Genomic DNA, 24391 nt, shown 5'->3' on the forward strand with positions numbered 1-24391 from the left:
CCAGTCAGTCAGCCGCTGGTGCCGCCGCCGCCGCGACGGCCGACCGGAGCGCCCGCTCAGTGTACACCTCAAGGAGCTGGAGGCGGAACTCGCCGGACGCCTGCAGGTCGTCCATCGCCATCGCCTCGTCGACGTCCTCGGTGGCGCGGCTCGCGGCGTGCTCGGCGGCGTCGTCGTCGAGCCGGTCGCCCTCGATGGCGTCCGCGACCGACGACAGCGACACGCCCTGACCGACGACGCCGTTCGCGCCGACGCGCGCCGACTGGACGACGCCGCCGCCGTCGACGTCCAGCAGCACGGCGACGCCGACCATCGCGTACCCCGAAGACGGACTCGGCTTCTTCTCGTAGGCCCCGATAGCGCCGCTCGCCGACGGGAACTCCACGGCCGTCACGAGTTCGCTCGGCCCCACGTCGGTCGCGTACATCCCGAAGAAGAATTCCTCGGCGGACACCCGACGGGTGCCGTCGGGCCCCTGCAGGACGAGCGTCGCGTCCGACGCCAGCGCCGCCCCGGGGAGGTCCGACGCGGGGTCGGCGTGCGCGAGGTTCCCGCCGACCGTCCCGCGGTTGCGCACCTGTCGGTCGCCGACCTCGGCGACGGCAGCGGTCATCGTCGGCGCGTGCTCGTGGGCGGCGTCGCTGTCGAGGAACTCGCTGTACGAGGTCGACGCGCCGACCGACAGCGTGTCGCCGTCGACGGAGACGCCGCGGAGTTCGTCGACGCTCCCGATGTCCACGAGCACGTCCGGGCTCGACAGCCCGGTCTTCATCGCTGGCAGCAGGCTGTGGCCGCCCGCCAGCAGTTCGACCTCTTCGCCGGCGTGCGCTTCCAGCAGTTCGACCGCGTGGTCGACGGACTCGGCCTCCCGGTAGTCGAACTCGTCGGGGTACATCAGCGCTCACCCCCGTCGCCGCCGGCAGTCTCGTCTGGCGTCCCGCCTCCGGCGGTGCCCTCGCCGCCATCTGCAGTGGCCTGACCGTTCACCGCCTCCCAGACGCGCTCGGCGGTCATCGGCATCTCCACGCCGTCGACGCCGAACGGCTCCAGGGCGTCCGCGACGGCGTTCACGACGGCCTGAGGTGCTGCGATGGTCCCGGCCTCGCCGACGCCTTTCACGCCGAGCGGATTGTGGGGGCTCGGCGTCGTCGTCGACGCCGTCTCCATCTCCGGGACGTGTTCGGCCTTCGGCACCGCGTAGTCCTGCATCGACCCCGTGACCAGGCTGCCGTTGTCGTCGTACTCGGCACCCTCGTACAGCGCCTGCCCGACGCCCTGCGCGACGCCGCCGTGAATTTGCCCCTCCACGATTTTGGGGTTGATCTGGTTGCCGACGTCGTCGACGGCGGCGTACTGCTCGAAGGAGATCTCGCCGGACTCGGGGTCGACCTCGACCACCGCGACGTGGGTGCCGAACGGGAACACGAAGTTGTCCGGGTCGTAGAAGCTCGTCGCTTCCAGCCCCGGCTCGGTGTCGTCGGGCATGTCGTGGGCGAGATACGACTGCTGGGCGACGTCCTTGATACCCACCGAGCGGTCGGGCGCGCCGGCGACGTGGAACTCGCCGTCGGTGAACTCCACGTCGTCGGGGTCGGCCTCGAACTGGTGGGCGGCCAGTGACTTCGCCTTCTCGACGACCTTCTCTGCGCTCTTCACGAGCGAACTGCCGCCGACCGCGGCCGACCGCGAGCCGTACGTCCCCATGCCGTGGGGAATCTCGTCGGTGTCGCCCTCCACGACGTCGACGTCCTCGTAGGGGATGCCGAGTTCGTTCGCGACGATCTGGGCGTACGTCGTGCCGTGGCCCTGGCCGTGGCCAGAGGTCCCGCAGAACGCGGTCACGGTGCCCGACGGGTGGAACCGCACGAGACTGGACTCCCAGAGCCCGGCCTGCGCGCCGAGCTGGCCGGCCAGCTCCGAGGGCGCGAGCCCGCAGGCCTCGATGTAGCAGGAGAACCCGATGCCGAGGTACCGCCCCTCCTCGCGGGCCTGCTCCTGTCGCTCGCGGAACCCCTCGTAGTCGACCATCTCCAGTGCCTCGTCCATCGGCTTCTCGTACTCGCCCGAGTCGTAGACGACGGCGACCTCTGTCTCGAACGGGAAGTCGTCGTCGTCGACGAAGTTCCGCTTCCGGAACGCCACGGGGTCCATGTCGAGTTCCCGGGCCGCGAGGTGCATCACGCGCTCCACCACGAAGGAGGCCTCCGGCCGGCCCGCGCCCCGGTAGGCGTCCACGGGCGGCACGTTCGTGTACGCGCCCTCCACGGACGCGTGGATGGCGGGGATGTCGTACTGGCCGGAGAGCAGTGTCCCGTACAGCCACGTCGGCACCGCGGGCGCGAACGTCGAGAGGTACGCGCCCATGTTCGCCTTCGTGTCCACGCGGAACCCCTCGATGTCGCCGTCGTCGCTGACGGCGAGTTCGGCGGTCGTCTCGTGGCCGCGGCCCTGCGCGTCCGTGAGGTAGGTCTCGGAGCGCGTCGCTACCCACTTCACGGGCCGTTCGAGGTGTTTGGCCGCCCACGCCGCGATGGCCTCGTCGGCGTAGTTGTGGATTTTGCTCCCGAACCCGCCGCCGACGTCCGGCGCTTTCACCCGGAGCTTGTGCTCGGGGTGGCCGAGCACGCCCGACAGCAGCAGTCGGTGGACGTGAGGGTTCTGGGTGGTCATGAACACCTCCAGCTCGTCGCTGCCGGGGTTGTAGTCCGCGACGGCGGCCCGCGGCTCCATCGCGTTCGGAATGAGCAACTGGTTGTCGGCCTCGAACTCCACGACGCGGTCGGCGTCCGCGAACGCCGCCTCGGTCTTCTCCTCGTCGCCGATCTCCCAGTCGAAGGCGACGTTGCCGTCGGCGTCGCCGTGCAGTTCCGACGCGTCCCCGTCGAGCGCCTCGCTCGGGCTGGTGGCGGCCTCGCGGCGCTCGTAGTCCACGTCGATTGCGTCCAGCGCGTCCCGAGCGACCGTCCGCTCCTCCGCGACGACGGCCGCGATGGCGTCGCCCTGGTAGCGCACGCGGCCGTCGGCGAGCATCGGGTGGTCGACGTCGTTCAGGCTCGGGAGCTGCCACGCCACTGGAATCAGGAACGGCACGTCGCCCGGGGTGTCCGACCGCGCGAGGTCGTCGTGCGTGAACACGCCTACGACGCCGTCCATCGCCTCGGCGTCCTCGGTGTCGATGTCCTCGATGGTGGCGTGGGCGTACCGGCTGCGCAGGATGGCCATGTGCGCCGTGTTCGGGAGTTCGATGTCGTCGGTGTACTCGGCGTTCCCCGTCACGAGCGAGGGGTCCTCGCGGCGCTCGATGGCCGACCCGAGGATGTCCGCGGCGTCGACGTCGTCGGGGTCGACGGAGTCGATGGTCACGCGCCCTCACCCCCGTCGTCGCCGTCCCCGGTCGGGTATTCTCTGGTCAGGTCGACGTCCTCTCCTCCGTCTGTCGCGGCCATCTGGTCGGCCGCGTTCTGCACCGCGTTGACGATGTTCTGGTAGCCCGTGCAGCGACAGAGGTTCCCCTCGATTGCCTCCCGGACCTCCTCGTCGCTCGGATTCGAGTTCTCCTCGAGGAGGTCCACCGAGGTCAGCATCATCCCGGGCGTGCAGTAGCCACACTGGAGGCCGTGTTCCTCCTGGAACCCGGTCTGGATTGGGTGGAAGTCGTCGCGCCCGCCGAGCCCCTCGACGGTCTCGACGGTCGCGCCGTCGGCCTGCACCGCGAGCGTCGTACAGGACTTCACGGCGTCGCCGTCCAGCAACACCGTGCAGGCCCCACAGAGGCTGCTCTCGCAGCCGACGTTCGTGCCCGTGTAGCCCAGTTCCTCGCGGAGGGCGTAGACGAGCAGCGTTCGGGACTCGACTTCGAGGTCGTGGTCCGTGCCGTTCACCGTCAGTGTGATGTCGTGTGTCGTCATTCCTTGTCTCCCGCCGACCGGCCGAGCAGCCGGTCTGTCAGGCTTCGTTTCGGCGTCGATTCGTCCGGGTCGGCGAGCTGGAGGTCCCGCAGCTCTCCCTGTATCGAGGAGAAGAACCGTTTGACGACCTGGTTCGCCACGGGGTTGACCACTCGCTGGCCCATCTGGGCGATGCGTCCGAACACGTCGGCTTCGGTCTCCCAGTCGACCGCGACGCCGTCGTCGGTCTCGGAGAGCGTCATCCCCGAGGTCATCTCGAAGGAACTGTCGCCCGACGAGCCCTCGCCGGACGCCTCCATCTCCGGGAACTCCCGGTGGTCGATGGTCACCACGGTCTCGAAGGAGGGGTTGACGGGGCCGACGCTCACCTGCACGAGCGCCGCGTACCGTCCGCCCTCCTCGAAGGCGCGGGACTCGATGACGTCGGGGTCGCCGGTCAGTTCGCGCTCGTCGTCGGCGTGCGCCTCGTGGAGCGCGTCGAAGTCGACGTCGTCGTCGTCGACGCGCACGAGGAACTCGCAACCCGGGAGCGCGGACTGTACGAGTGCGGGGTCGGAGAGCGCGAGCCACACGTCTTCGGTGGTGGTGCCCTCCAGTTCGAACGTACCGTTGAATTCCATCTTGGCATCCGCCTCTGTCGGGTGTGAACAACCCTCATACAAAAATAACCTCGTGTTGACAAAAATGTTTAGGCTAGCCAGCGGTCGCTACGCGCTGCTCTCTCCACTTTCACTTTCAGCCCGCGGCAGGATTCGGTACTTGACGGCGGCGGCCGTCGATGCAGCCACGCGACCGATGAACGACGACTACACGGCCGCCGGCTGGCGGGTCAAGTGCCCACGCGGCCACACGCGGCTCCGCCGGCTCCGGGACGGACAGTACTACTGCCGGAGTTGCGAGCGCTACTACGACTCCGCGGACCTCCAGCGGTGAGCGACGGCCGTAGACGGGTGATTTGACGGGGTCACCGTCGCGGCGTCTGACGGCCGTCGTCGCTCCGCGGGCGACGTTTCGAGTGGAACTCGCTCGCACACCGCACCCGGCGCGACTGACTTCCGACTACTTTCTCTCCGGTGGAAACGCACGACTGCGGGCTCCCGACACCCCTTCGTTTCGACTGGAACGAAGTGTGCTAGCGCGTCACTTCTCGACGTCCAGCAGCGCCACCCGCTCCCGAACCACGTCCGCGAGGCCGCCGGCGGCCGCGGCCGACTCCGCCTCGCTCACGTCGAAAAAGTCCCGGAGCGTCGCCTCGTCGCCGCCGAGCGTCGCCTCCTCCGCAGCGAGCAGCCTACGCACGGCGTCCGCGGCGGCCGCCTCGTCGCCGCCGTCTATCACCACCACGACCTCGCTGTCGCCCTCGTCGACGCCCATCGCGAGCGCGCGCCGAATCTGGCGGCGGCCCGCCGCGTACAGCAGTATCTCGACGGCGCGCTCACTGGCGACGGTCTCGCCGCGCTCGAACGCCCGGTTCGCGTGCGCCACCGCACTCGCCAGGTGGTCCTCGCCCGCGACGTAGTCGGCGTCGAACGCCTGCATCGCCGCCCCGTGCTCGTCGCCGATGTCGCCGAGGGCGGCGACGAACGCGTCGACGTCGTCGACCGACGCGACGCCCTCCACGAGCCTCACGAGAAGTCACCCAGGTTCGCCTGGTTCTCGCTCGCGCCGGCGCTCCCGGAGTCGGGGTCCGGCGTCGCGTCCGCGTCGGCGTCTACGCCGTCCATCCCGGGGTCGGGGTGCCCGACGTTCTCCAGGATGCGCTCGGCCGTCGCCTCGCGGCCCCGAACCGCACCGAGCACGAGACTCTTGTCGGCGTTTCGGAGGTCCGCGCGGGTCTCGACGCCCGCGTTGAACAGCCGCCGGGCTCGCTTCCGACCGACGTCCCGCACGCCGGCGAGGTCCAGCAGTTCCTCGCGGACGCCGTACTCCACGCGCTTCCGGGCCTCGCGAACGGCCGTCGCGGCCGCCACGTCGAGTTCGCCGGCGAGGCGCTCGGCCGCGTTCAGCAGCCACTCCGCAGTCTCCACCTTCCCCCGGATGTCGCCCGGGCCGACGTCGTAGCGCTCGGCGATGCGGTCCTCGTCGAGTTCGGACGCCCAGTCCTCCATGAGTTTCGCCGTCTTCAGCGCCGACAGCCAGTCCTCGAACTCCGCGGCCTCCTCGCGGGGCGTCGACCCCAGCAGTTCGTCCTCGCGCTCGTAGGCGAGTTCGGTGTACTGCTCGCGGTCCCCCGACCGGAGGTAGAGCTCGTACATGTCGGGCGTCCGGCTCACGAGGTGGTAGAGCCCGAGCGGCGACGGGTCCACGCTCGCGTCCTCCGGGAGGTCGTTCTCGGCCCGCATCTCGCTGGCCGGCTGGAACCCTTCGGGCTCGCCGCTGTCGGTGCCGTCTGCCCCGCCGCTGGCCGCACGAGCAGCGTCTCGGAGTCCGTCGATGATGGTCGCCGCGCTCATCGGGTCGACGTACAGCTGGCTCACGAGGTGGCCGGTGGCCGTCGCGCGAAGCGCGCCGCCGTCGCGCTCCACGAAGCCGTTCCGGTCGAGGTAGACGAGCACGTCCCGCGTGACGGACTTCAGCCGGCCGGGGTCGTCGGTCTGCGTGGCGTACAGCGTCTCCCCGAGGAACTCGTGGAGGTTGTCCTCGGTGGTCGTGAACCCGGTCGCGATGGCGGCGAGCACGTGGGTGCGGAGCGCGGGCTCGGCCGCGAGCTTCGAGCGCACGGGCTCCGGGTCGGCGTACACGTACCGGTCGAACAGCTCCTCCAGCTCGTCGTGGCTGTTCGCGAGCAGCACGGCTTCTCCGTAGGGGTCCAGTCCGGGGCGGCCGGCCCGGCCGAACATCTGGTGGACCTCCAGCACGTCGAGTGGCTGCATGCCGCCCGCGGTGCCGTCGTAACGCTGCCAGTCCCGCACGACGACGCGGCGGGACGGCGTGTTCACGCCCGCCGCGAGCGTCGGCGTCGCCGAGACGACCTTCACGAGGCGGTCTCTGAAGGCTTCCTCGACGAGTTCGCGGTGCTCGCGCGCGAGCCCGGCGTGGTGGAACGCCGCGCCCTTCGCCACGGCGTCCGCGAGGTCGTCGCTGGTCTCGGTGTCGCTGACGCCGCGAATCTCCTCGGCCACGTCGGCCAGTCGCTCGCGCTCGTCCGGCGACAGCGTCCCGCCCGTAACGTCCGACAGCCGGCGCGCCGACGCCTCGGCGTTCCGGCGGGAGTTCACGAACACGAGCGTCGACCCCTCGTCCTTGAGCGTGTCCGCGACCACGGCCGCCGTCTGGCTCCCCGAGCCCACGGAGAGTTCGGCCTGCGTGCCGTCGTCGTAGTGCAGCGCCTCCCCGTAGTGAACGCCCGTCCGCAGGTCGATGGGCCGCCAGTCCGAGTCCACGAGTTCGGCGTCCAGCCAGTCGGCGAGTTCGTCGGCGTTCCCGATGGTCGCCGACAGCGCGACGACCTGCAGGTCGCTGACGCGCTGGCGGAGTTTCGCCAGCGTCACCTCCAGCGTCGGCCCGCGGTGGTCGTCGTCAACGAGGTGGACCTCGTCCGCGACCACGCAGGACAGGTCGTCGATCCAGCCCGCACCGTTGCGCACCAGCGAGTCCACCTTCTCGGAGGTGGCGACGACGATGTCGTTGTCAGACAGCCGGGACCCGTCGCTCTCGTAGTTCCCCGTCGACACGCCGACAGAGAGGCCGAAGCGCTCGAACGCCTCGAACTCCGCGGCCTTCTCCCCGGCGAGCGCTCTGAGGGGGACGATGTAGAGGGCAGTGCCGTCGCCGCCGAACTCGAAGCCGCCGTCCCCGTCGTCTTCCGCGATAGCCGACAGCATCGCCAGCTGGGCGACGAGGGTCTTCCCGCTGGCCGTCGGCACGCTCGCCACGAGGTTCGCGCCCTCGGTGACGCCCTTCTCCACGGCCTCGCCCTGGGGCGGGTACAGCTCCTCGATGCCCTCCCCCTCGAAGTACTCCGCGACGCCGGTGGGGAGGCCCGGCACGTCCGCGACTCTCATTGACCCGGAGTAGGCCCGTCCCGCGGTTTAAACTGTCGGGCGGCCCGGCAACGATTTACCTGCGGGGCCGCCAGTCGGACGTATGCGAGTCGAGTTCGACCGGGACACCTGCATCGGGATGTTCCAGTGCGTGGCGGAGTGGGACGCCTTCGAGAAGGACGAGAACGCGGGGAAAGCGAATTTAGCCGGCAGCGAGCCGAGCGAGGACGACCCGGACGTGTTCGTCCGCGAGGTACCCGAGGACGCCGAACTCGACGCGAAGTTCGCGGCCCGGTCCTGTCCGGTCGACGCCATCGTCGTCTACGACGAAGACGGCGAGCAGATTGTTCCCTGACGGACCCAACACTTTTTGCCGGCTCCAGTCGTAGTTACACGGTATCATGTGCCACTCCTGGGAGGAACTGCCCATCTGGACGGCCGAGGACGCGTCCGACGACCTCGACGACAGCGAGGAGACGGAGGGCTTCGAGGACGTCGCCCGCGAAGTCGGGCCGTCGTAGGCTCGACACGAGCGGGTAGCGTCGCCACTCGCGATTCGTAGCGCGCGAAAAACGGTGGTGGATACCGGGGAGAGACGCCGCTACAGCTCGTTCTAAGCGATTTCGTCGTACTGCTCGGAGAGCTTCTCGGCGGCCTCGCCGAGCTGGTCACGCTCGAACTCGGTGAGGTCCCACTCCACGACCTCCTCGACGCCGTTCGACCCGAGCTTCACGGGGACGCCGAGGCCGACGTCGTCGAGCCCGAACTCGCCGTCGAGCGCGATGGAGCCGGGCAGCACCTCGCCGGTGTCCCGGAGGATGGCCTCGACCATGTGGGCGACGCCCGTCGCCGGCCCCCACTGGGTCGCGCCCTTCTTCTCGATGACGTTCATCGCGGAGGCCTGGAGGTCGGAGAGAATCTCCTCCTTCTCGTCCTCGGAGAACTCGGGGTCGGTACCGTTCACGCGCACCTTCGAGAACACGGGCACCTGCGCGTCGCCGTGCTCGCCGAGGATGGTCGCTTCGACGTTCTGGACGGGAACGTCGAAGCGCTGACTGAGCACGTACCGGAAGCGCGCGCTGTCGAGGCGGCCGCCGAACCCGACGACCTTGTGGCGGTCGCGGTCGCCGCTCTCGTAGAGGTGGCGGTTCAGGAGGTCGACCGGGTTCGACGTCGTGACGGTGACGAAGTCGTCGTTGTGCTCGGCGAGCGAGGAGCCGATGTCCTCCATGATGGGCGCGTTGTCGCCCGCGAGGTCGGTTCGGGACTGGCCGGGCTGGCGCGGGATGCCGGCCGTGATGACGACGACGTCCGAGCCCGCGGTGTCCTCGTAGTCGCCCTGATAGACCTCGGTGTTGGCGTCGTACGCGACACCGTGGTTGGCGTCCGCGGCCTGCCCGATGGTCTCTTCCTCTTTGTCCGGAATGTCCACGAACACGAGCTCGTCGACCACGTCACGGAGCGCGAGGTTGTAGCCTGCGGCGGCACCGACCGTCCCGGCGGCCCCCACGATGCTTACTTTCGTCATATCACGTGAAATACCTCCGGGCATGCCGTTAAGCGCTTCGATACCCCCGTCAATACGCCACGAACCCCGCTCAGAGAGCGCGACAGCCGCCGAAAAGATAGTCGACAATCGACGAATCTAGACGGGGGTGCGCCCGCAGGCTTTTCGACGGTCGCAGCCGTTGGCTCGCACATGAGCGACAGCGACGACGGCTTCGACGAGGAGGCCGTCCGCGAGGAACTCCGAGAGAAGTACGAGGACGAACGGCAGGACCGAGAGGCGACCGCTCGCATGAGCGACCTCCTCCTGCAGGGCGCGACGATGACCAACGACCACTGCGACCGCTGTGGCAGCCCCCTGTTCCGCCAGGACGGCCAGACGTTCTGCCCGAACTGCCAGCACGCCGCCCGGCAGGCCCAGACGGAGAGCACACAGCAGAACCAGAGCCAGCAGGCACCGAACCAGCAGGCCCAGCGACAGGGCGGCCAGGACCCTCAGACGCGACCCGAGGCCGCCGAACCGACGGCACGGCCCGACGAGGCCGGAGCCGACGACCAGCACCGCCCACCGGCCGCCGGCCGTCGTACTCCGCCCTCCCAGCAGGACGGCGACCAGACGCCGGACGGCCAGCGCGGCCGCGATACGACCGAAACACCCGCGCGGACCGACCCGTCGAACCGCGACCTCCCCGAACACGCCCCGACCGCCACCGCATCCGGGCCGGCCGGCGACGCGCTCGAATCCACCATCGCCGCGCTCGCCCGGCGCGCCGCCAGCGCCGACGACCCGCGGACCGCCCGCGAGTACCTCGAAGCCGCCCGGGAGGCCGCCGAAGCGCTCGCGGCGCTCCGCCAGTAGCGGAACCGACTTTCCCGCGCGTCCCCGACAGAACGTATGGACGTCCTCGTACCCGTCGACGACTCGGACTGCAGCTTCCGCGCGCTCGGGTTCGGCGCGGACATGGCAGCCCGGTACGACGCCGACCTCCACGTCGTCCACTTCGCCGACGAGGAGAGCAACGCCACCGACGCCGTCGTCGAGCGCGCCCAGCGCGTCCTCGACGCCCGCGACGCCGACGCCGACCCCGAAGTCAGCACGAACGTCGACATCGACGTCGATGTCCGCTCCGGCGGCCGCGCCGGCAGCGAAATCCTCGACCTCGTCGACGAACGCGGCTACGACCACGTCGTCATGGGTCACCACGGCGCTGGCACCATCGAACGAGCCATCCTCGGCAGCGCCGCCGAGACGGTGCTGCGCTCGGAGAAAGTCCCCGTGACGGTGATTCCGTAACTCCTCCGCCACGTGGCGTCTGGAACCGCTGTTCGGTCTCTGGTCTCAGTCGTCGAGTGCTCTGGACTGCCCCGCGTCTTTGTCGAGATGACACGCAGTCGGGCGACGCTTCCCGGACTCGTCGAGCACCGGCGCTTCCTGCTCGCAGACGGTTTCGAACTCCTCGGCGAGGAACTCTCGGGCTTCGTCGACGTTCCCGCGAACAATGTCGTCGAGCGCGTCCTCGAGTGTGGACTCAGCCGACGAATCCGTCAACGTCTGCGGGATGTCGTGTTCCCGACGGAGCTCTGACTTCATCTCCGCTGCCTCCGACGACGACACCGAGTCGCCGTCCTCGACACCGACGAACGTTCGTAACCCCTCGACGTCGATTCCGTGGCGTTCCATCGCAGCGCGGAGATTCATCACGCCCCGCCAGTTCTCCTGTTCGAAGTCGTACCCCTCCGGCTGGATGACTTCCGGACACCGCGTGTGGAAGTTACAGCCACTCGGCGGATTCGACGGTGGTGGGACTTCACCGCGAAGTCCCGCGTCAGTCCCGCGCGACTCCAGTCCTACCGTCGGAATCGACCGGAGCAACGCTCGTGTGTACGGATGCTCGGGCTCTTCGAAGACTTCCTCCGCAGTGCCGATCTCGACGATTTTCCCGAGATACATCACCGCGACCCGGTCACAGACCTCACGCACGACGCCCATGTCGTGACTGATGAACAGAATCCCGAGATTGAATTCCTCTTGAATATCGTTCAGCAGTGTCAGGACTTCCGCCTGCACGCTCACGTCGAGTGCGGATACCGGCTCGTCCGCGACGATGAGTCGAGGGTTGACGACGAGTGCTCGCGCGAGTGCAACGCGCTGCTTCTGCCCGCCCGAGAGCTCGTGTGGATAGCGGTCGACGTCACTAGCACTCATCCCGACTCGCTCCAGTAAGTCCTCTGCAATCTCTAAGCGCCGCTTTCGCGGCCCGACACCGTGTATCTTTAGCGGCTCGGTGACTGACTCCCCGATTGTCATTCGCGGGTCGAAGCTCGAATCCGGGTTCTGGAAGATCATCTGCGCCTCCCGCCGGAACCGCTTCAACTCTTCGTCGTCGTACTCGGTGATGTCCTCACCGTCGAAGTGGACGCTTCCCTCGGTCGGGTCGTCGAGTCTGAGGATGGACCTCGCGACTGTCGACTTCCCGCACCCGGACTCTCCGACGATTCCGACTGTCTCACCCGGCCGGACATCGAAGGAGACACCGTCGACTGCACGAACCTGACCGACCTCCTTCTTCAGCCACCCCTTCTGGATTGGATAGTGTTTCTTGAGGTTCTCAACTCGGATCAGGGGCTCTTCGGACTCGTGAACTGGGGTCGCCATCTGCTCGCTCATTGTTCTCCTCCGTCTGCCAGCGTATCTCCGCGGTCGGTTTCATCGGCGGTCGTGTCGTCGAACTCCCGGTCCTCGTACCCCGGACCGTAGTAGACACACGAGGCCTTGTGGGACTCGTTGTCGACAGAGTGTAACTCCGGCTGCATACCGCTCCGGCAGTCCATGGTCGCGTGCTCACACCGCGGATAGAACCGACAGCCGTCTGGTGGATTCGTCACGTCAGGCAGCGACCCGGGAATCCGCTCGACCGACCCGCCGTGACCGGGAACGCAGTCAATCAGCGCTCTCGTGTACGGGTGTGCTGGGTTCCTGAAGATGTCCTCGACGGACCCGGTCTCCATGACTTTCCCGGCGTACATCACGACGACACGATCGGCAATTTCGGACACCACGCCGAGGTCGTGCGTGACGAAGATTACGCCCATGTCGTGTTCGACCTGTAGGTCTTCGAGGAGCCGGAGTATCTGGCCCTGAATTGTCACGTCTAGGGCAGTGGTCGGCTCGTCGGCAATCAGGAGGTCGGGGTCGCACGCCAGTGCCATTGCAATCAACACGCGCTGTTTCATCCCACCAGAGAACTCGTGGGGATAATCGTCGATACGCGCGCTCGCCTCCGGGATACCGGTCTTGTCGAGCAGGTCGATAACTCGCCGCCGAACCTCCTCGTCCGAGAGGTCGCTCTGGTGGATTCGAATCGTCTCCCCGATCTGACGACCGACCTTGTACACTGGGTTCAGTCCGTTCTGCGGGTTCTGGAAGATGTGGCTGATGCGGTTCCCGCGGATGTCCTGTAGCTCGGTGTCAGACAGCGTCCTGAGGTCCATGCCGTCGAACTCGATTGTCCCGTCGACGATTTCGCCCGGTGGCATGTCGAGAATCGACGTAATCGACTCACTGGTCACTGTCTTCCCACTGCCGCTCTCTCCGACGATTGCGACGGTCTCTCCGCGGTCGACGTCGAAGCTGACACCGTCGACTGCGTACGCAGTTCCAGCCTCAGTGTGGAAGTGGGTCTTGAGGTCTTCGACCGAGAGTAGCGGGTCGCTCACAGCCCACCACCTCCCTCGACTTCCTGCCGGGGATCCATCGCGTCGCGGAGCGACTCACCGACATAGTAGAACGACAGCACGGTCAGGAACAGGAACACTCCGGGAATCGTCGAAATCCACCACGCACTCGAGAGATTCGCCTGTCCAGCGGCGATTGTTCGGCCCCACGAGTACGTAGTCGGGTCACTGAACCCGAGGAACGCCAGTGACGCTTCGCCGAGAATGAACCCGGGAATTGCGACTGTCGCGCTGATGATGATACTGTTCGCCGAGTTCGGAATGAGGTGTTGTCGAACGATGTACAGCATGTTCGCTCCGGAGGCCTCCGCCGCAGTGATGTACTCCTCGGACGCGCGCTGGAGGGCTTCGCCACGGACGACCCGGGCGGTACCCTCCCAACTGAAGAAACCGAACAGGAGGATGATCATCCAGAGTTCACTCCCGAACAGGTACGTCAGCAACAACAACAGCATGAACGTCGGGAAGACGGACTGAATGTCCACGTACCGCATCAACACCTCGTCGAGTTTGCCACGACCAACGGAGGTGGCGAACGCGGCGACGGCACCGACGGCGGACCCGATGATGACGGAGAAGACGGTCGCGATCAGGCCGACCTCCATACTCACTCGCATCCCGTAGACGATGAGCGTGAGAATTCCCTTCCCCTCTGCCGATGTCCCGAACGGGAATTTCCACGTTCCAGTCTTCACGGTGCCGCTGATGGTTTCGGTCACACCGACCGGTGGAACGATGCGGTTCGTAAACCGAGTCGCCGGCGGGTCGATGAATATCGGACCCAGGATGCCGACGGCGAAGATGAACGCCAGCCAGCACAGCGCGACTACGGCGACCTTGTTCTTCTTGAACCGCCGCCAGTAGAACTGCCGCAGCCGCGGTTTCCTGTAGAGCGGGACGACTGCGTGGAAGAAGATCGCAATCAGCGTCCCTATGAACAGCCATTCGACGCTCAGCACGTCCCAGTTGAGGATGAGCGGTCCCTCCGCGATTTCGTGGTCGTACACGAACAGCGCGACGAGGCCGAGGTAGGACAACAGCTCTGCCAGGCCGTACCGGGAGATGCTCCCCGTCGAGACCTTCTGCGTGTCCCAGTCGATGTCTTCGAACGTCGCCGTCTGTTCGCGGTCTTCAGTTGCCATGCTATCGATCACCGTAGTCTATCCGCGGGTCGAGGATGGTGTACGAGATGTCCTCGATGAGATTCCCGATGATTGCCAGGAACACAGTAATCATCGTCGTCGCCAAGACGAGCGTCGTGTCTTGCTCTGTAATCGCCGTGAACGTCATCATCCCCAGTCCCGGGATGGCGAAAATCTGCTCGATGATGATCGAGCCAGACCAGAAGATGGCGAGCAAGCTACTGACGAAACTCGTCGCGAGCGGCACTGCTGCCATCCGAAAGACGTGATGGATCATGAGCCGCCACTGGCTCGCTCCTTTCGCCTTCGCGACCTTCACGAACTCTTGGTTCATCTGTTCGATTGCCTGTGCGCGAGAGTACCGCATCTGCCACGCGAGCGACGCCGTGAGCAGAACGAACATCGGAATCAAGAGTTGCTTGAGGTTCGCAAGTGTCAGCCACCCTTGGTTCACTGGTATCCCGCTCTGGTAGTACGTCGGAATGAACTCGAACTGCGTCCCTAACACGATGATCAGCACCAGAGCGAACCAGAAGTTCGGAATGCTGATTCCGAAGAACCCGATGAACGAACCGAGGTAGTCGGCTTTCGTGTACGGCTTGTAGGCCGAGTACAGCCCGAGCCCGTATCCGAGTAGTGTCGAGATGACCAACACGGGAATCGCGTACTGGGCTGTGTACGGCCACGCTTCCGAGATTGCTGACATGACTGATTGCGACCGCGAATCGGACCACCCCCAGTTCAGCGTCGCCATATTCTTCAGGTAGGTCACGTACTGTTCCGTAACCGGTTCGTTGAGGTTCTGTCGCTCTTGGAAGTCTTCCTTACACTCCTGAGCGTCTCCGCCTCCGGCCGAACAGCTCATGACGGACTCCATCTGTCCGGCGTTCGGCGAGGCCATGAGAAGCCCGAACGTCAGCGTCAACGCGATCCACATCACGACGAACGTCCAGAGAACGCGCTTAGCGATGTACCACTTCATGAAATTTGAAAAATTTGATTTTGCGTGATTACCGGCCGCTCGACCCGTCAGAGAAGTACATGATGTCGTGGTTCTGCGTCTCGTAGTAGCTGCTCGCAGGACTCTCTGGAACGTTCTCGACGTTCTTGTTGTACGCGTAGTAGTTGTACGGGTTGTACTCGAAGATCACTGGCCGCTCCTCGGCGAGGTAATTCAGCATCTCCGTGATCTTCGATTTGGCTGCTTCCCGGCTCTCCGCAGTCTGGGCCTCGTCACGCAGCGTGGTGAGACTCTTGTCCGGCACGTAGCCGTACGCGTTGAACGACTGGTCTTCACCAAACAGATTCGTAATCGTACTAGCTGGCGTGTTCGGTCCGTAACTGAACCCGAGCGTGAGCATGAAGTCCCAGGACTGTGCGGACACCGCCTCGTCCCACGGACCCTTGTTGTAGTTGGACGGCTGCCGATTCTCCTCGCCGTACCCCATCTCACCCGAGAACCCCTTTGCCTTCTGGTTCGCCGAGAAGTAGTTCCCGAGGAGATTCGTCCAGGAAGTCGTGTCCTGCTCCAGTTTGATGCCGACCTGCCCGAGGCGCTTTTTCAGATACGACGCACGCAGGTCGTCGGTCTGACCGGACTGATAGACGAGCTTCAGCGTGACCTGTTCGCCGTCCGGCCCGACGAACTTGTCGCCACTGTAGCCGTAGTCGCTGGACGTTCCTTCCTTGAGCAGTTCGCGGGCCTTGTCCAGTGACCCGGAGAACGATTTCGTATTCTCCGGCGCGTACGGTCCCCACGTCGGGTGAAGCGTATTTTGCACGCCAGCCCGGCCGTTGAGTAGGTTCTCGACGATGAACTCGTTGTGGTAGATGTGGGCCATCGCGTGCCGGACTTTCTTGTTCCGGAGCTGACTCCAGCCGTTCGCCCGGTGGTTAATTCCTAGGTAGCCGGACCACGAGCGGTACGGGTTCTTGTACAGCTCGAGGTTCTTCTTGTCGCGGTACTCTGGGACGTCCGTGGACGGAATGGACGAGCGGTCTATCTCGCCGGCTTTGAGCGCTTCACGGCCCGTACTCGATTTGTTGAAGTACTGAATGTGGTACTCGTCGAAGAACGGCGCTTCCGCCATCACCTCTGGGACTCGGTCGTCTTCTTTCGCCCACTTCCGCAGGTAGTAGTCCTCGGCCCGTTCGAAGGCCATAACCGACTGCTGGGACCAGCGCTTGAGGTCCCACGGCCCGAGATTGCCGTTGAACGAGGCTTTCATCACTTCCTCGTCCTGTTCGAGGCCCTTGGCGTCCTGCTCCTCGACGTACGGCTTCGCGAGTTCTTCCGGAATCGGGAACATTCCCGCGAGCGGTTCGTTGTACGGGAAGAACGGACGCGACGCGGGAATCGTCTCCCGAATCGTGTACTTGTCGACTTTCTCGAACTCGATTGGCACTCTGTCTTCGCCGACGTGGAAGAGGTGGCTGTACGTGAACGCCGACCAGTCCGGCCGCCAGAGGTTCTCGATGTTCCAGAGGTAGTCGTCAGCCGTTAGCTGTCCGTATCCTTCGCCGTACTGGAGGTTGTCTCGGAGCGTAACTTCGATTTCGTTGACGGGCTGTTTCACCGAGAAGTCCTCGAACCACAGTGGCAGGATGTCCTCGTACGCCTCCCCTTTTCGCGTGAACCCACCGTCCAGCACCTGCTCGACGCGGTCGCTCGTTTCGCCGTCGCCGATGCGGAACGCGTTCAGGCCGTTGGTCGTGCCCGTCGATGCGGTTCTGAACGTCCCGCCGCTCGGGATGTTCTCTTGCTGCATCGTCGTGTTGCTGGATTCCGACGTTTCGTCACCTGGCTCGGTCGTCGACGACTGCGAACTGCCGTCACCGAGACAACCTGCAGTACTCGCTGCGACGCTCGTCGCACCGAGGTACTTCAGCACATCTCGCCGTGACGAACTGCTTTCCGTGTCGGCTAGCTTTTCGATGAGTGAGATGCTCTCACTCTTGTCTCCGTGTGGCATGGCACACACATACAAGAGGCAGTATATATATTTTAATACACAACTGAGCGACTGAGACAACGAAGAAAAATGAAAAATAGTTTTTCAATCGACGACTAGTGGTTTGTCACCTGAACTGTATCGTCACCAACATCCCTCCCTTCCCGCAGGCTGACGCCCTGAGCCCGCCCTAGTGGGCTAGCACCGCGACGCAGGTCCCCTCGACCCACAGCCAGCACTCACGACAGGAATCACACGCCCCAGCGTCACTAATTATCACAGTACGAACGCACCACTCGACCGACTACGGCTGGTACGCCGTCCCGACGACCTCCCGGATGCGCTCGGCGGTGACGCCACCCACGCCATCTGCCGCCGTGAGGTCGTCCTCACTGGCCGTCATCACGGCCTCCACGCTCCCGAACTCGTCGAGCAGCGAGCGCGCGGTCACCGGCCCGATGTCCGCAATCGACGACACGACGTACTCCTGCTGCTCGCCGAGGGTCTTCGCGGCTTTCTCGCCGTGCGCGCTCACCTCGCGGTCGTTTTCGGTCTGCTCGCGCTCCGCGATGGTCTCGACCATCTCGGCGGTGTCGTCCTCGCTTCTGGTGTGGACGACGCTGACGCCCCAGTCCACCGCCAGCGACGCCAGTGCGGCCCGAATCGCGTTCGGGTGGACGTTCCGCTCGGCGTAGAGGTCGCCGTCCCCCTCCAGCAGCAGGACGGGCCGCGTGTAGTGCCGCGTGAGGTCCTTGGCCTGCTCGAAGATGGAGCGGTCGCCGCCGAGCAGCGTGTCCATGAAGTCGCCGTGGGACTTCCGCTCGACGGCCACGCGGTCCGAGAGCACGTAGTCACCGACCGAGAGCGTCTCCAGGCGCGTCTCGACGCCCTCGCGCTTCGAGAGTTCGCGAGCGATGTTCGAGTCGAGTTCGCGCTGGTCGACCACCACCTCGACCGTCTCGCCGCCGTCGCTGCTCGCGCGCGCCGCCACGCCCTCGTCGTCCTCGCTCGCCTCGACATCCTCGGGGTCCGGCGCGTCGAACTCGCTCAGCCCGACCTGGCCGTCGTCACCGCCGTCCGCGCTCGTCTCGCTCCCCTCACCGCTTCCGTTTGCCGCCGTCGGCTGCTCGGTGTCGTCGCCGGCGGACCCAGACGCTGCCTCCTCGGCACCGCCGTCCTCGTCGGCGAACTCGTCGAGGGCCTGCTGGCTGCCGCCCAGCTCCGTCTCCAGCTCGTCGGCGAGACCCTTCAGCTCGCGGAGCTCGTCCTCCATCTCCTGCTCGCGCCGCCGGCTTATCCAGAAGTACGCCTCGTCGCGAGTGTCCTCGGCCATCAACACGACGACCTTTCCCTCGGTCTGCCGGCCGGTCCGTCCCTTCCGCTGGACCGACCGAATCGCTGTGGGCACGGGCTCGAAGAACAGCACCAAATCGACCTCGGGCACGTCGAGGCCCTCCTCGGCGACGCTCGTGGAGACCAGCACCTCGAACTCGCCGCTCCGGAAGTCGTCGAGGGTCTCGCGCTGTTCTTTTTGTGTCATCCCATCCGAGCCGTCGGCGTCGCCCTGCCCGACGAACCGCCGCGTCTCGAAGTGCTCGCCGAGGAACTCGGTGAGGGCTTCCGCGGTGTCGCGGGACTCCGTGAACACGATGACGCGGTCCCCGCCCTCGATGCCCAGCGTCTCCGCCAGCAGCATCCGGGCCTTCCGGAACTTCGGGTGGAGGCCGTCGAAGGCGTCGGCCGTCCGCATCGCCTGCTTGACCTTCGGCTCGCTCACGAGGCGCTGGCTCGCCTTCGACGCCCCCGAGGAGTTCGCGGCGTTCCGCTGGCGCTCGAAGTACCGGCGCACCGACTCGACGCTCTGCGTCTCGACGAGTTCGACGGCGCGCTTGAGCTTCATCACCTCCGCGTGGACCGACATGCCTTGGTAGCCGTCGCTGTCGTCGTTGTCGATGAGCTGCTGGAGGCGCGCGCGAATCTTGTTCAGGTCCTTCTGGCTGATGTCGGGACTGGACGCCTTCGTCACGCCGAGGTCCCGGAGCTTCTCTAGACGGTCTTCGATGACCTCGTTGATTGCGTCCCGGATTTCGAGGACGTCGTCGGGGAGCGTGATGCGCTCCCACTGCACGTCCGTGTCGTAGGTGTGCTCGCCGACGTCCGCGTCGTCCTCGGTCATCACCTCGACGTTCCCCACGCCGAGGTTCTCGCAGACGGTCCGAATCTCCTCCTCGTTCCCGCCGGGCGAGGCGGACATCGCCGTCACCAGCGGGTCGGCAGCGTCGGCGTGGTAGCGCTCCGCGATGTACGTGTACGCGTAGTCGCCGGTCGCTCGGTGGCACTCGTCGAACGTGCAGTGGACCACGTCCCGCAGACTGATGCGGCCGCCCACGAGGTCGTTCTCCACGACCTGCGGCGTCGCCACGACCACGCGAGCGTCCGTCCACATCTCCTCGCGGTCGTCGGGCCGCGTCTCCCCAGTGAACACGACGACCTCGTCGTCCGGCACGGTCAGCGCTTCCCGGTAGAACGCGGCGTGCTGCTCGACCAGCGGCTTCGTCGGTGCCAACAGCAGTGACTTCCCCGCGAGGTCCGCCTCCAGCCGGTACGCCGTCACCAGCAGGCTCACCGTCGTCTTCCCCAGGCCCGTCGGCAGACAGACGAGCGTGTGGCCCTGCCGCGCCGCCGCTGCCAGCCGGAGCTGGTACTGGCGGGCCTCGATGACGTCCGGTGTCAGCATCGGGTGGTCGACGTACCCCGTCTCCGTCATTCGACGACGGATACGTCGCTCTCGCGGTTAAGGCTTCGCGTAGCAGGGTGAAAGTAGATTCAGAGCACGGCCAACACCGCCCACATCGCCACGCCCGCACCCAGCGGAATGGTCGCGTTGTCGTCGACGACGTACCCGCGAACCACGGGCGTCGCGCCGTCCGCGAGCGTCGCCGCGAGCGCGCCCGCGACGGCCGGAAGGAGCGGGACGTCCAGCAGCCCCGCGATGGCCAGACAGATGCCGAACGTCGCCAGCAGCACCCACCCCGGTTTCATGCCGAGGCCGCTACTCCCCGAGAGCAGCCCGCTGGCGGGGTCGCCGAGCGCCAGCATCAGCATCGCCGGGACGGCGATGGTGGGGTCGAACAGCCACGCCGTCACCGTCCACGAGAACGTGTACAGCGCGTACCCCGCGACGTTCTCCTGCTCGTACTCCCGGGTCAGTCGGTCGTACACCCACCAGGAGACGTGACCGTACAGCCGCAGTACTTCGAGAACCGCGGCTAGAACCGACGCCGCAATCATGAACCACTTGACCGCCGTCCACGACACCACGCTCGCGAGAAACGCGCCGGGGACGACTGCACCGCTGGCGTGGACGAGCCGGCGGTCGAGTTCGCTCACAGCTCTTCGAAGGAGACCTCGCCGTCCCGCAGCGAACCCAGCAGCTCCGCGAGCCCGTCGAGTTCGACGCGGGTCTGGTCGGTGGTGTCGCGGTCGCGGAGCGTCACCGTGCCGTCTTCCAGCCCCTCGTAGTCGACGGTGACGCAGTACGGCGTCCCGACCTCGTCCTGCCGGCGGTACCGGCGGCCGATGTTCCCGGAGTCGTCGTAGGTCACGGCCAGCCCCGCCTCGCGCAGGTCGGCGGCGAGGTCACGCGCGGTCTCGCCCATGCCGTCCTTGTCCATCAGCGGGAACACGCCCACGGTGGTCGGCGCGACCTCGGCGGGCAGCCGCAGCACGTCCCGGGTCTCGCCGTCGACCTCGTCGGTGTCGTAGCGGTGCGCGAGCACCGTGTAGACGGCGCGGCCGACGCCGAACGCCGGCTCGACGACGTGCGGGACGATGTGTCGGCCGGACTCGGTCTCCTCGGCGACCTCGAAGCCCGTCTTCTCGGCCGGAATCATGTACTCCTCACCGTCGACCTCGACGGTCACCGTATCGTCGTCGAACGCCGACCGGTCGCGGGCGGCGAGGTCGGCGAGCGCGTCAGCAACGTCTGCCGCGTCCCCGCCGAACTCCGGCCCGAGGTACGACATCTCGGGGTCGACGGTCGCGCGCTCGACGGTCTTCGGCTCGTCGTACGCCTGGAACACGGTGAAGTTGTCGTCGGCGTGCTTCTCGTGCTTCGAGAGGTCGTAGTCCGTCCGGGACGCGACGCCCTCCAGTTCCACCCAGTCGCCGCCGACCTCGCCCTCGGCGTCCCAGCAGTCCGAGGCGTAGTGTGCGAGTTCGCCCGGGAGGTGCTGGCGGAACCGGAACCGGTCCATGTCCACGCCCACGCGCTCGAACCACTGCTTCGACCGCGCGAGGAAGTACGCCACCCACTCGCCCGCGACGACGCCCTCGTCGAGCGCCTCGTGGGGGGTCAGGTGGACGTACTCCTCGCCGTCGGCCTGCTGCGCCTCGACGGGGTACAGCGGCAGCTCCACGTCCGCCACCCGGTCGAGGTCCGGCCCCTCACTCTCCGGGTCCACGAAGTGCTCGAGCTCGGCCATCGTGAACTCGCGGGTCCGCAGCAGCGCGTTCCGCGGCGAAATCTCGTTCCGGTAGCCCGTTCCGACCTGCGCCACGCCGAACGGCAGCTGGTTCCGCGCGTACTCCTTGAGCCGCGGGAACTCCGTGAACATCCCCTGTGCGGTCTCCGGCCGCAGGAAGCCGGCCTGCCCCGACCCCGGCCCGATGGTCGTCTCGAACATGAGGTTGAAGCCCTCTACGGGCTGGCCGACCAGCGACGCTCCGCAGTCCGGGCAGACGAGGTCGTGCTCGGCGATGAGGTCTTCGACCTCCCCGGTCGGCACGGACTCGGCGTCCTCCACGTCCGTGTTGTCCTCGACGACGTGGTCCGCCCGGTGGCTCTCGCCGCACTCCGGGCACTCCACGAGCATGTCGTCGAAGTCGTCGAGGTGACCCGACGCCCGGAACACCGGCTCCGGCGTCACTGTCGGCGAATCGATCTCCATGTTGCCCTCGCGGGTGACGAACCGGTCCCGCCACGTCTCCTCGACGTTCCGCTTGAGCGCCGCGCCCTCCGGGCCGTACGTGTAGAACCCCGCGACACCGCCGTACGCCTCGTTCGCCTGAAAGAAGAACCCGCGGCGGCGCGCGAGCTCACTCAGCTCCTCACTCATCGGTCAGCGCAGTGAGGAGGTCGACGTCCCGAACGATGCCGACGAGCTCGTCGCCGGACACCAGCGGAATCTGTTCGATGTCCTTGCTCAGCATCGTCTGCGCAGCCTCCCGGGCCTTCCGCTTGCCGGTCACCGTCACCACGTCCTCGGTCATGAACCCACGAACCGGCTCCGCGGGAATCTGGACGTTCCGCGTCGGCAGGTAGCGGCTCCCCACCGCCTTGATGGACTCCCACTTCCAGTCGTCGTCGTCGGCGGCCATCGAGTCGCCCGTCTTGTCCTCGCCCTCGACGACTCGGGCGACTTCGAGGATGTCGACCTCCGTCAGCACGCCCGCCATGTCGCCCTCGTCGCCCAGCACCACCGAGTACGGGACCTGCGCGTACGAGATTTCGCGCTCCGCCACCGGCAGCGGCGTCCCCTCGTAGGTCGTGTTCACGTCGCGTCGCGCGAGCCCGCCGACCTCCGTGTCGCCGTCGGCCTGCCCGTCCGCGATGGCACGCACCACGTCGGTCACGGTCACGATCCCCTCGAGGTGGTCGTCCTCGACCACGGGCACGCGACGCGTCCTCGCATCGACCATCAGCGACGCCACCTCGGGAATCGTCGTGTCGCTGGTCGTCGTCGGGACGTCACGCATCAACAGCGCGAGCTGGTCCTCCTCCGGCCGCTCGATGAGGTCGTTCCGAGAGATGAGGCCGCGGTACTGCTCGCCGTCCTCGCCCGGCTTCACCACGGGCACGGAAGAGAACGCCCGTTCCTGGAGGTATTCGAGGATGTCGTCCCGCGTCCCCGGCAGCTCGACCGTCACCACGTCCGACCGGGGCGTCATCGCGTCAGCGACGTTCATACCGACGTGGTGGGCCCCCATCCATTTGTAGGCTACGACACCGCGTTCCACCGATTCGCGGCCGCTCAGAGCAGCTCGAACTCCATCGGGTCCTCGGGCAGGTCGTCGGCCCGCGGGAAGAACTTCCGGTAGCCGTCGTGCCGGAACGTCCCCAGACGCGTCTTGTCGAGCGTCCGAACGAACGTGAACATCTCGCCCTCCTCGCGGGCGGCGTACGCGCACATCTGGGTGTCGCGCAGCTGGTACGCACCGGCCAGTAGAATGACGCGTTCGACATCGTGGTCGACCAACTCCTCCACGATGAACGCGTCGGCCTCTACCTCGCCGCGGTAGACGTCGTACTGGCCGTACTCGCCGGCCTCGAACGCGTCGACGAACTCGTCGGCGTCGTCGTCCGGGATGACGAACTCCATCCCGTACTCGCCGTCGTCGTCGTTCGAGTCGCGGCCGATCGGACCCGCGTCTACGGAGGTGATGTCCGTGACCTCGTACCCCTCCTCGCGCCACTCCTCGGCGATGGCCTCCATGTCCGCGATGGTGTCCTTCCACGCGGCCTTCAGCTGGCCGGCCTGCGCTTCGATTCTGTCGGCGCGTCGATTCTGCTCCTCGACGGCCTCCGCGGTGTCAGTCGCCGCGGTCGTCGGCACGTCGTCGTCACCGTCGACGTGACCGGGTGCGTCTACCATGTCGCCGCGTTATCGACTCACACTCAAGTATCCTTCCGTGACGCCGACCTACACCCCGACGCCGAACACCTGTTCCATCGCCAGCGACACCAGCAGCGTCACGATAGCGCCGAGGAACACGCGCACCCCGGTCGGCAGCCGCCCCGACGGCGGCAGCGGCCGCAGGCTCGCCGGTGGCAACTGCTGGACGAACCCCTGAAACTTCGTCTCCGGGTCCTCGCTGGTCTCTCCACTGAACGCCAGCAGGCCGTCGTCGTCGTCGTTCTTCCACGCGGACGTCGGCCGCAGCATCATCGTTCCCGCGAACACCGACAGCCACCCGAACACGAACAACCCCAGCTTCACGCCCGGTGCAACTGCACTCCCGGTGGCCAGCGCCCCCAGCGTCGACAGCGCCACGAACACCGCCAGCAGGACGCCGACGTACGTCACGAGGTCGAACAGCTGTGCCACTCGGTCCGTCTCGACGTCCGCCACGCCGGAGCGTCCCGAGTCGCTGGAGGGCACCGACAT

22 protein-coding genes are annotated in these 24391 nt (G+C 66.6%); 4 read left to right on the plus strand and 18 right to left on the minus strand.

The annotated features are described in order from the left end of the window. Positions 1-4: 4 nt before the first annotated feature. Genes BMW35_RS09085 through BMW35_RS09100 form a run of 4 tightly spaced genes read right to left on the minus strand, consistent with a single transcriptional unit; the run spans position 5 to position 4528 of the window. On the minus strand, positions 5-895 hold the full coding sequence (locus tag BMW35_RS09085) for an FAD binding domain-containing protein (RefSeq protein WP_089669056.1): 891 nt from the start codon (positions 893-895) through the stop codon (positions 5-7). Beyond that, entirely contained in the window at positions 895-3363 is a 2469-nt protein-coding gene (locus BMW35_RS09090) for a xanthine dehydrogenase family protein molybdopterin-binding subunit (RefSeq protein WP_089669059.1), read from the minus strand. Before BMW35_RS09090 ends, BMW35_RS09085 begins: the two co-directional genes overlap by 1 nt. Further along, the gene (locus BMW35_RS09095; RefSeq protein ID WP_089669060.1) at positions 3360-3908 is read right to left on the minus strand and encodes a (2Fe-2S)-binding protein; all 549 of its coding nucleotides are present in this window, start codon (positions 3906-3908) and stop codon (positions 3360-3362) included. Before BMW35_RS09095 ends, BMW35_RS09090 begins: the two co-directional genes overlap by 4 nt. Next, the gene (locus BMW35_RS09100) at positions 3905-4528 is read right to left on the minus strand and encodes an SRPBCC family protein (protein WP_089669062.1); all 624 of its coding nucleotides are present in this window, start codon (positions 4526-4528) and stop codon (positions 3905-3907) included. Before BMW35_RS09100 ends, BMW35_RS09095 begins: the two co-directional genes overlap by 4 nt. Before the next feature lie 175 nt (positions 4529-4703). On the opposite strand from BMW35_RS09100, the gene BMW35_RS15615 reads away from it, so the two are divergent. Further along, positions 4704-4841 carry a hypothetical protein gene (locus BMW35_RS15615; RefSeq protein WP_177170810.1) on the plus strand — a complete coding sequence of 46 codons (138 nt, stop codon included), beginning with the start codon at positions 4704-4706 and terminating at the stop codon, positions 4839-4841. A gap of 207 nt (positions 4842-5048) precedes the next feature. On the opposite strand, the gene cgi121 is transcribed toward BMW35_RS15615, so the two are convergent. Both cgi121 and BMW35_RS09110 read right to left on the minus strand, forming a co-directional pair. Beyond that, complete coding sequence (cgi121, locus tag BMW35_RS09105) at positions 5049-5537, minus strand: KEOPS complex subunit Cgi121 (protein ID WP_089669064.1); 489 nt, start codon at positions 5535-5537, stop codon at positions 5049-5051. Then, positions 5534-7912 (minus strand): ATP-dependent DNA helicase, encoded by a 2379-nt coding sequence (locus BMW35_RS09110; protein WP_089669065.1) that lies wholly within the window; start codon positions 7910-7912, stop codon positions 5534-5536. The genes cgi121 and BMW35_RS09110 overlap by 4 nt, the downstream gene beginning before the upstream one ends. 82 nt (positions 7913-7994) lie before the next feature. On the opposite strand from BMW35_RS09110, the gene BMW35_RS09115 reads away from it, so the two are divergent. After that, positions 7995-8246 (plus strand): ferredoxin, encoded by a 252-nt coding sequence (locus BMW35_RS09115; RefSeq protein WP_089669067.1) that lies wholly within the window; start codon positions 7995-7997, stop codon positions 8244-8246. 258 nt (positions 8247-8504) lie between these two features. Here the strand turns inward: BMW35_RS09115 and mdh are convergent, their stop codons facing one another. Further along, complete coding sequence (mdh, locus tag BMW35_RS09120; RefSeq protein WP_089669068.1) at positions 8505-9419, minus strand: malate dehydrogenase; 915 nt, start codon at positions 9417-9419, stop codon at positions 8505-8507. A 171-nt stretch (positions 9420-9590) separates the two neighbouring features. Here mdh and BMW35_RS09125 point away from each other — a divergent pair, with 171 nt between their 5' ends. Continuing rightward, positions 9591-10256, plus strand: a complete 666-nt coding sequence (locus BMW35_RS09125; RefSeq protein ID WP_089669071.1) for an Sjogren's syndrome/scleroderma autoantigen 1 family protein — start codon at positions 9591-9593, stop codon at positions 10254-10256. A gap of 36 nt (positions 10257-10292) precedes the next feature. Further along, the gene (locus tag BMW35_RS09130; RefSeq protein WP_089669073.1) at positions 10293-10691 is read left to right on the plus strand and encodes a universal stress protein; all 399 of its coding nucleotides are present in this window, start codon (positions 10293-10295) and stop codon (positions 10689-10691) included. A 45-nt stretch (positions 10692-10736) separates the two neighbouring features. Here BMW35_RS09130 and BMW35_RS09135 read toward each other — a convergent pair whose 3' ends face one another. From BMW35_RS09135 to BMW35_RS09185, 11 genes are all read right to left on the minus strand, one after another. Next, a complete protein-coding gene (locus tag BMW35_RS09135; protein ID WP_089669076.1) occupies positions 10737-12065 on the minus strand; it encodes an ABC transporter ATP-binding protein in 1329 nt (442 codons plus the stop codon). Further along, positions 12062-13114, minus strand: a complete 1053-nt coding sequence (locus tag BMW35_RS09140; protein WP_089669078.1) for an ABC transporter ATP-binding protein — start codon at positions 13112-13114, stop codon at positions 12062-12064. The genes BMW35_RS09135 and BMW35_RS09140 overlap by 4 nt, the downstream gene beginning before the upstream one ends. Next, entirely contained in the window at positions 13111-14274 is a 1164-nt protein-coding gene (locus BMW35_RS09145) for an ABC transporter permease (protein WP_089669080.1), read from the minus strand. Before BMW35_RS09145 ends, BMW35_RS09140 begins: the two co-directional genes overlap by 4 nt. Before the next feature lies 1 nt (position 14275). Further along, positions 14276-15256: an ABC transporter permease gene (locus BMW35_RS09150; protein WP_089669081.1), complete on the minus strand. Its 981-nt coding sequence runs from the start codon at positions 15254-15256 to the stop codon at positions 14276-14278. A gap of 28 nt (positions 15257-15284) precedes the next feature. After that, the gene (locus BMW35_RS09155) at positions 15285-17246 is read right to left on the minus strand and encodes an ABC transporter substrate-binding protein (protein ID WP_089669083.1); all 1962 of its coding nucleotides are present in this window, start codon (positions 17244-17246) and stop codon (positions 15285-15287) included. Positions 17247-17529: 283 nt separating this feature from the next. Further along, on the minus strand, positions 17530-19992 hold the full coding sequence (locus tag BMW35_RS09160) for a DEAD/DEAH box helicase (protein ID WP_089669086.1): 2463 nt from the start codon (positions 19990-19992) through the stop codon (positions 17530-17532). A 59-nt stretch (positions 19993-20051) separates the two neighbouring features. Beyond that, positions 20052-20615, minus strand: coding sequence for a dolichol kinase (locus tag BMW35_RS09165; protein ID WP_089669089.1), 564 nt, complete (start codon positions 20613-20615; stop codon positions 20052-20054). Beyond that, complete coding sequence (gene glyS, locus BMW35_RS09170) at positions 20612-22342, minus strand: glycine--tRNA ligase (RefSeq protein ID WP_089669091.1); 1731 nt, start codon at positions 22340-22342, stop codon at positions 20612-20614. Before glyS ends, BMW35_RS09165 begins: the two co-directional genes overlap by 4 nt. Beyond that, positions 22335-23192: a CBS domain-containing protein gene (locus BMW35_RS09175; RefSeq protein ID WP_089669092.1), complete on the minus strand. Its 858-nt coding sequence runs from the start codon at positions 23190-23192 to the stop codon at positions 22335-22337. Before BMW35_RS09175 ends, glyS begins: the two co-directional genes overlap by 8 nt. A gap of 65 nt (positions 23193-23257) precedes the next feature. Continuing rightward, positions 23258-23878 carry a DUF7529 family protein gene (locus tag BMW35_RS09180; protein WP_089669094.1) on the minus strand — a complete coding sequence of 207 codons (621 nt, stop codon included), beginning with the start codon at positions 23876-23878 and terminating at the stop codon, positions 23258-23260. Positions 23879-23926: 48 nt separating this feature from the next. After that, positions 23927-24391 carry a DUF7555 family protein gene (locus BMW35_RS09185; protein WP_089669097.1) on the minus strand — a complete coding sequence of 155 codons (465 nt, stop codon included), beginning with the start codon at positions 24389-24391 and terminating at the stop codon, positions 23927-23929.

This window comes from Halobacterium jilantaiense (assembly GCF_900110535.1).
In the GTDB taxonomy this organism is placed as follows: domain Archaea; phylum Halobacteriota; class Halobacteria; order Halobacteriales; family Halobacteriaceae; genus Halobacterium; species Halobacterium jilantaiense.

Excerpts from the sequence above, each read along its gene's own strand:
- BMW35_RS09100 (WP_089669062.1), bottom strand. The coding sequence starts at position 4,528 with ATGGAATTCAACGGTACGTTCGAACTGGAGGGCACCACCACCGAAGAC.
- BMW35_RS09115 (WP_089669067.1), top strand. The coding sequence starts at position 7,995 with ATGCGAGTCGAGTTCGACCGGGACACCTGCATCGGGATGTTCCAGTGC.
- BMW35_RS09150 (WP_089669081.1), bottom strand. The coding sequence starts at position 15,256 with ATGAAGTGGTACATCGCTAAGCGCGTTCTCTGGACGTTCGTCGTGATG.
- BMW35_RS09135 (WP_089669076.1), bottom strand. The coding sequence starts at position 12,065 with ATGAGCGAGCAGATGGCGACCCCAGTTCACGAGTCCGAAGAGCCCCTG.
- BMW35_RS09175 (WP_089669092.1), bottom strand. The coding sequence starts at position 23,192 with ATGAACGTCGCTGACGCGATGACGCCCCGGTCGGACGTGGTGACGGTC.
- BMW35_RS09185 (WP_089669097.1), bottom strand. The coding sequence starts at position 24,391 with ATGTCGGTGCCCTCCAGCGACTCGGGACGCTCCGGCGTGGCGGACGTC.
- BMW35_RS09160 (WP_089669086.1), bottom strand. The coding sequence starts at position 19,992 with ATGACGGAGACGGGGTACGTCGACCACCCGATGCTGACACCGGACGTC.
- BMW35_RS09130 (WP_089669073.1), top strand. The coding sequence starts at position 10,293 with ATGGACGTCCTCGTACCCGTCGACGACTCGGACTGCAGCTTCCGCGCG.
- BMW35_RS09095 (WP_089669060.1), bottom strand. The coding sequence starts at position 3,908 with ATGACGACACACGACATCACACTGACGGTGAACGGCACGGACCACGAC.
- BMW35_RS09085 (WP_089669056.1), bottom strand. The coding sequence starts at position 895 with ATGTACCCCGACGAGTTCGACTACCGGGAGGCCGAGTCCGTCGACCAC.
- BMW35_RS09145 (WP_089669080.1), bottom strand. The coding sequence starts at position 14,274 with ATGGCAACTGAAGACCGCGAACAGACGGCGACGTTCGAAGACATCGAC.
- BMW35_RS09125 (WP_089669071.1), top strand. The coding sequence starts at position 9,591 with ATGAGCGACAGCGACGACGGCTTCGACGAGGAGGCCGTCCGCGAGGAA.
- BMW35_RS15615 (WP_177170810.1), top strand. The coding sequence starts at position 4,704 with ATGAACGACGACTACACGGCCGCCGGCTGGCGGGTCAAGTGCCCACGC.
- BMW35_RS09155 (WP_089669083.1), bottom strand. The coding sequence starts at position 17,246 with ATGCCACACGGAGACAAGAGTGAGAGCATCTCACTCATCGAAAAGCTA.
- BMW35_RS09180 (WP_089669094.1), bottom strand. The coding sequence starts at position 23,878 with ATGGTAGACGCACCCGGTCACGTCGACGGTGACGACGACGTGCCGACG.
- glyS (WP_089669091.1), bottom strand. The coding sequence starts at position 22,342 with ATGAGTGAGGAGCTGAGTGAGCTCGCGCGCCGCCGCGGGTTCTTCTTT.
- mdh (WP_089669068.1), bottom strand. The coding sequence starts at position 9,419 with ATGACGAAAGTAAGCATCGTGGGGGCCGCCGGGACGGTCGGTGCCGCC.
- BMW35_RS09110 (WP_089669065.1), bottom strand. The coding sequence starts at position 7,912 with ATGAGAGTCGCGGACGTGCCGGGCCTCCCCACCGGCGTCGCGGAGTAC.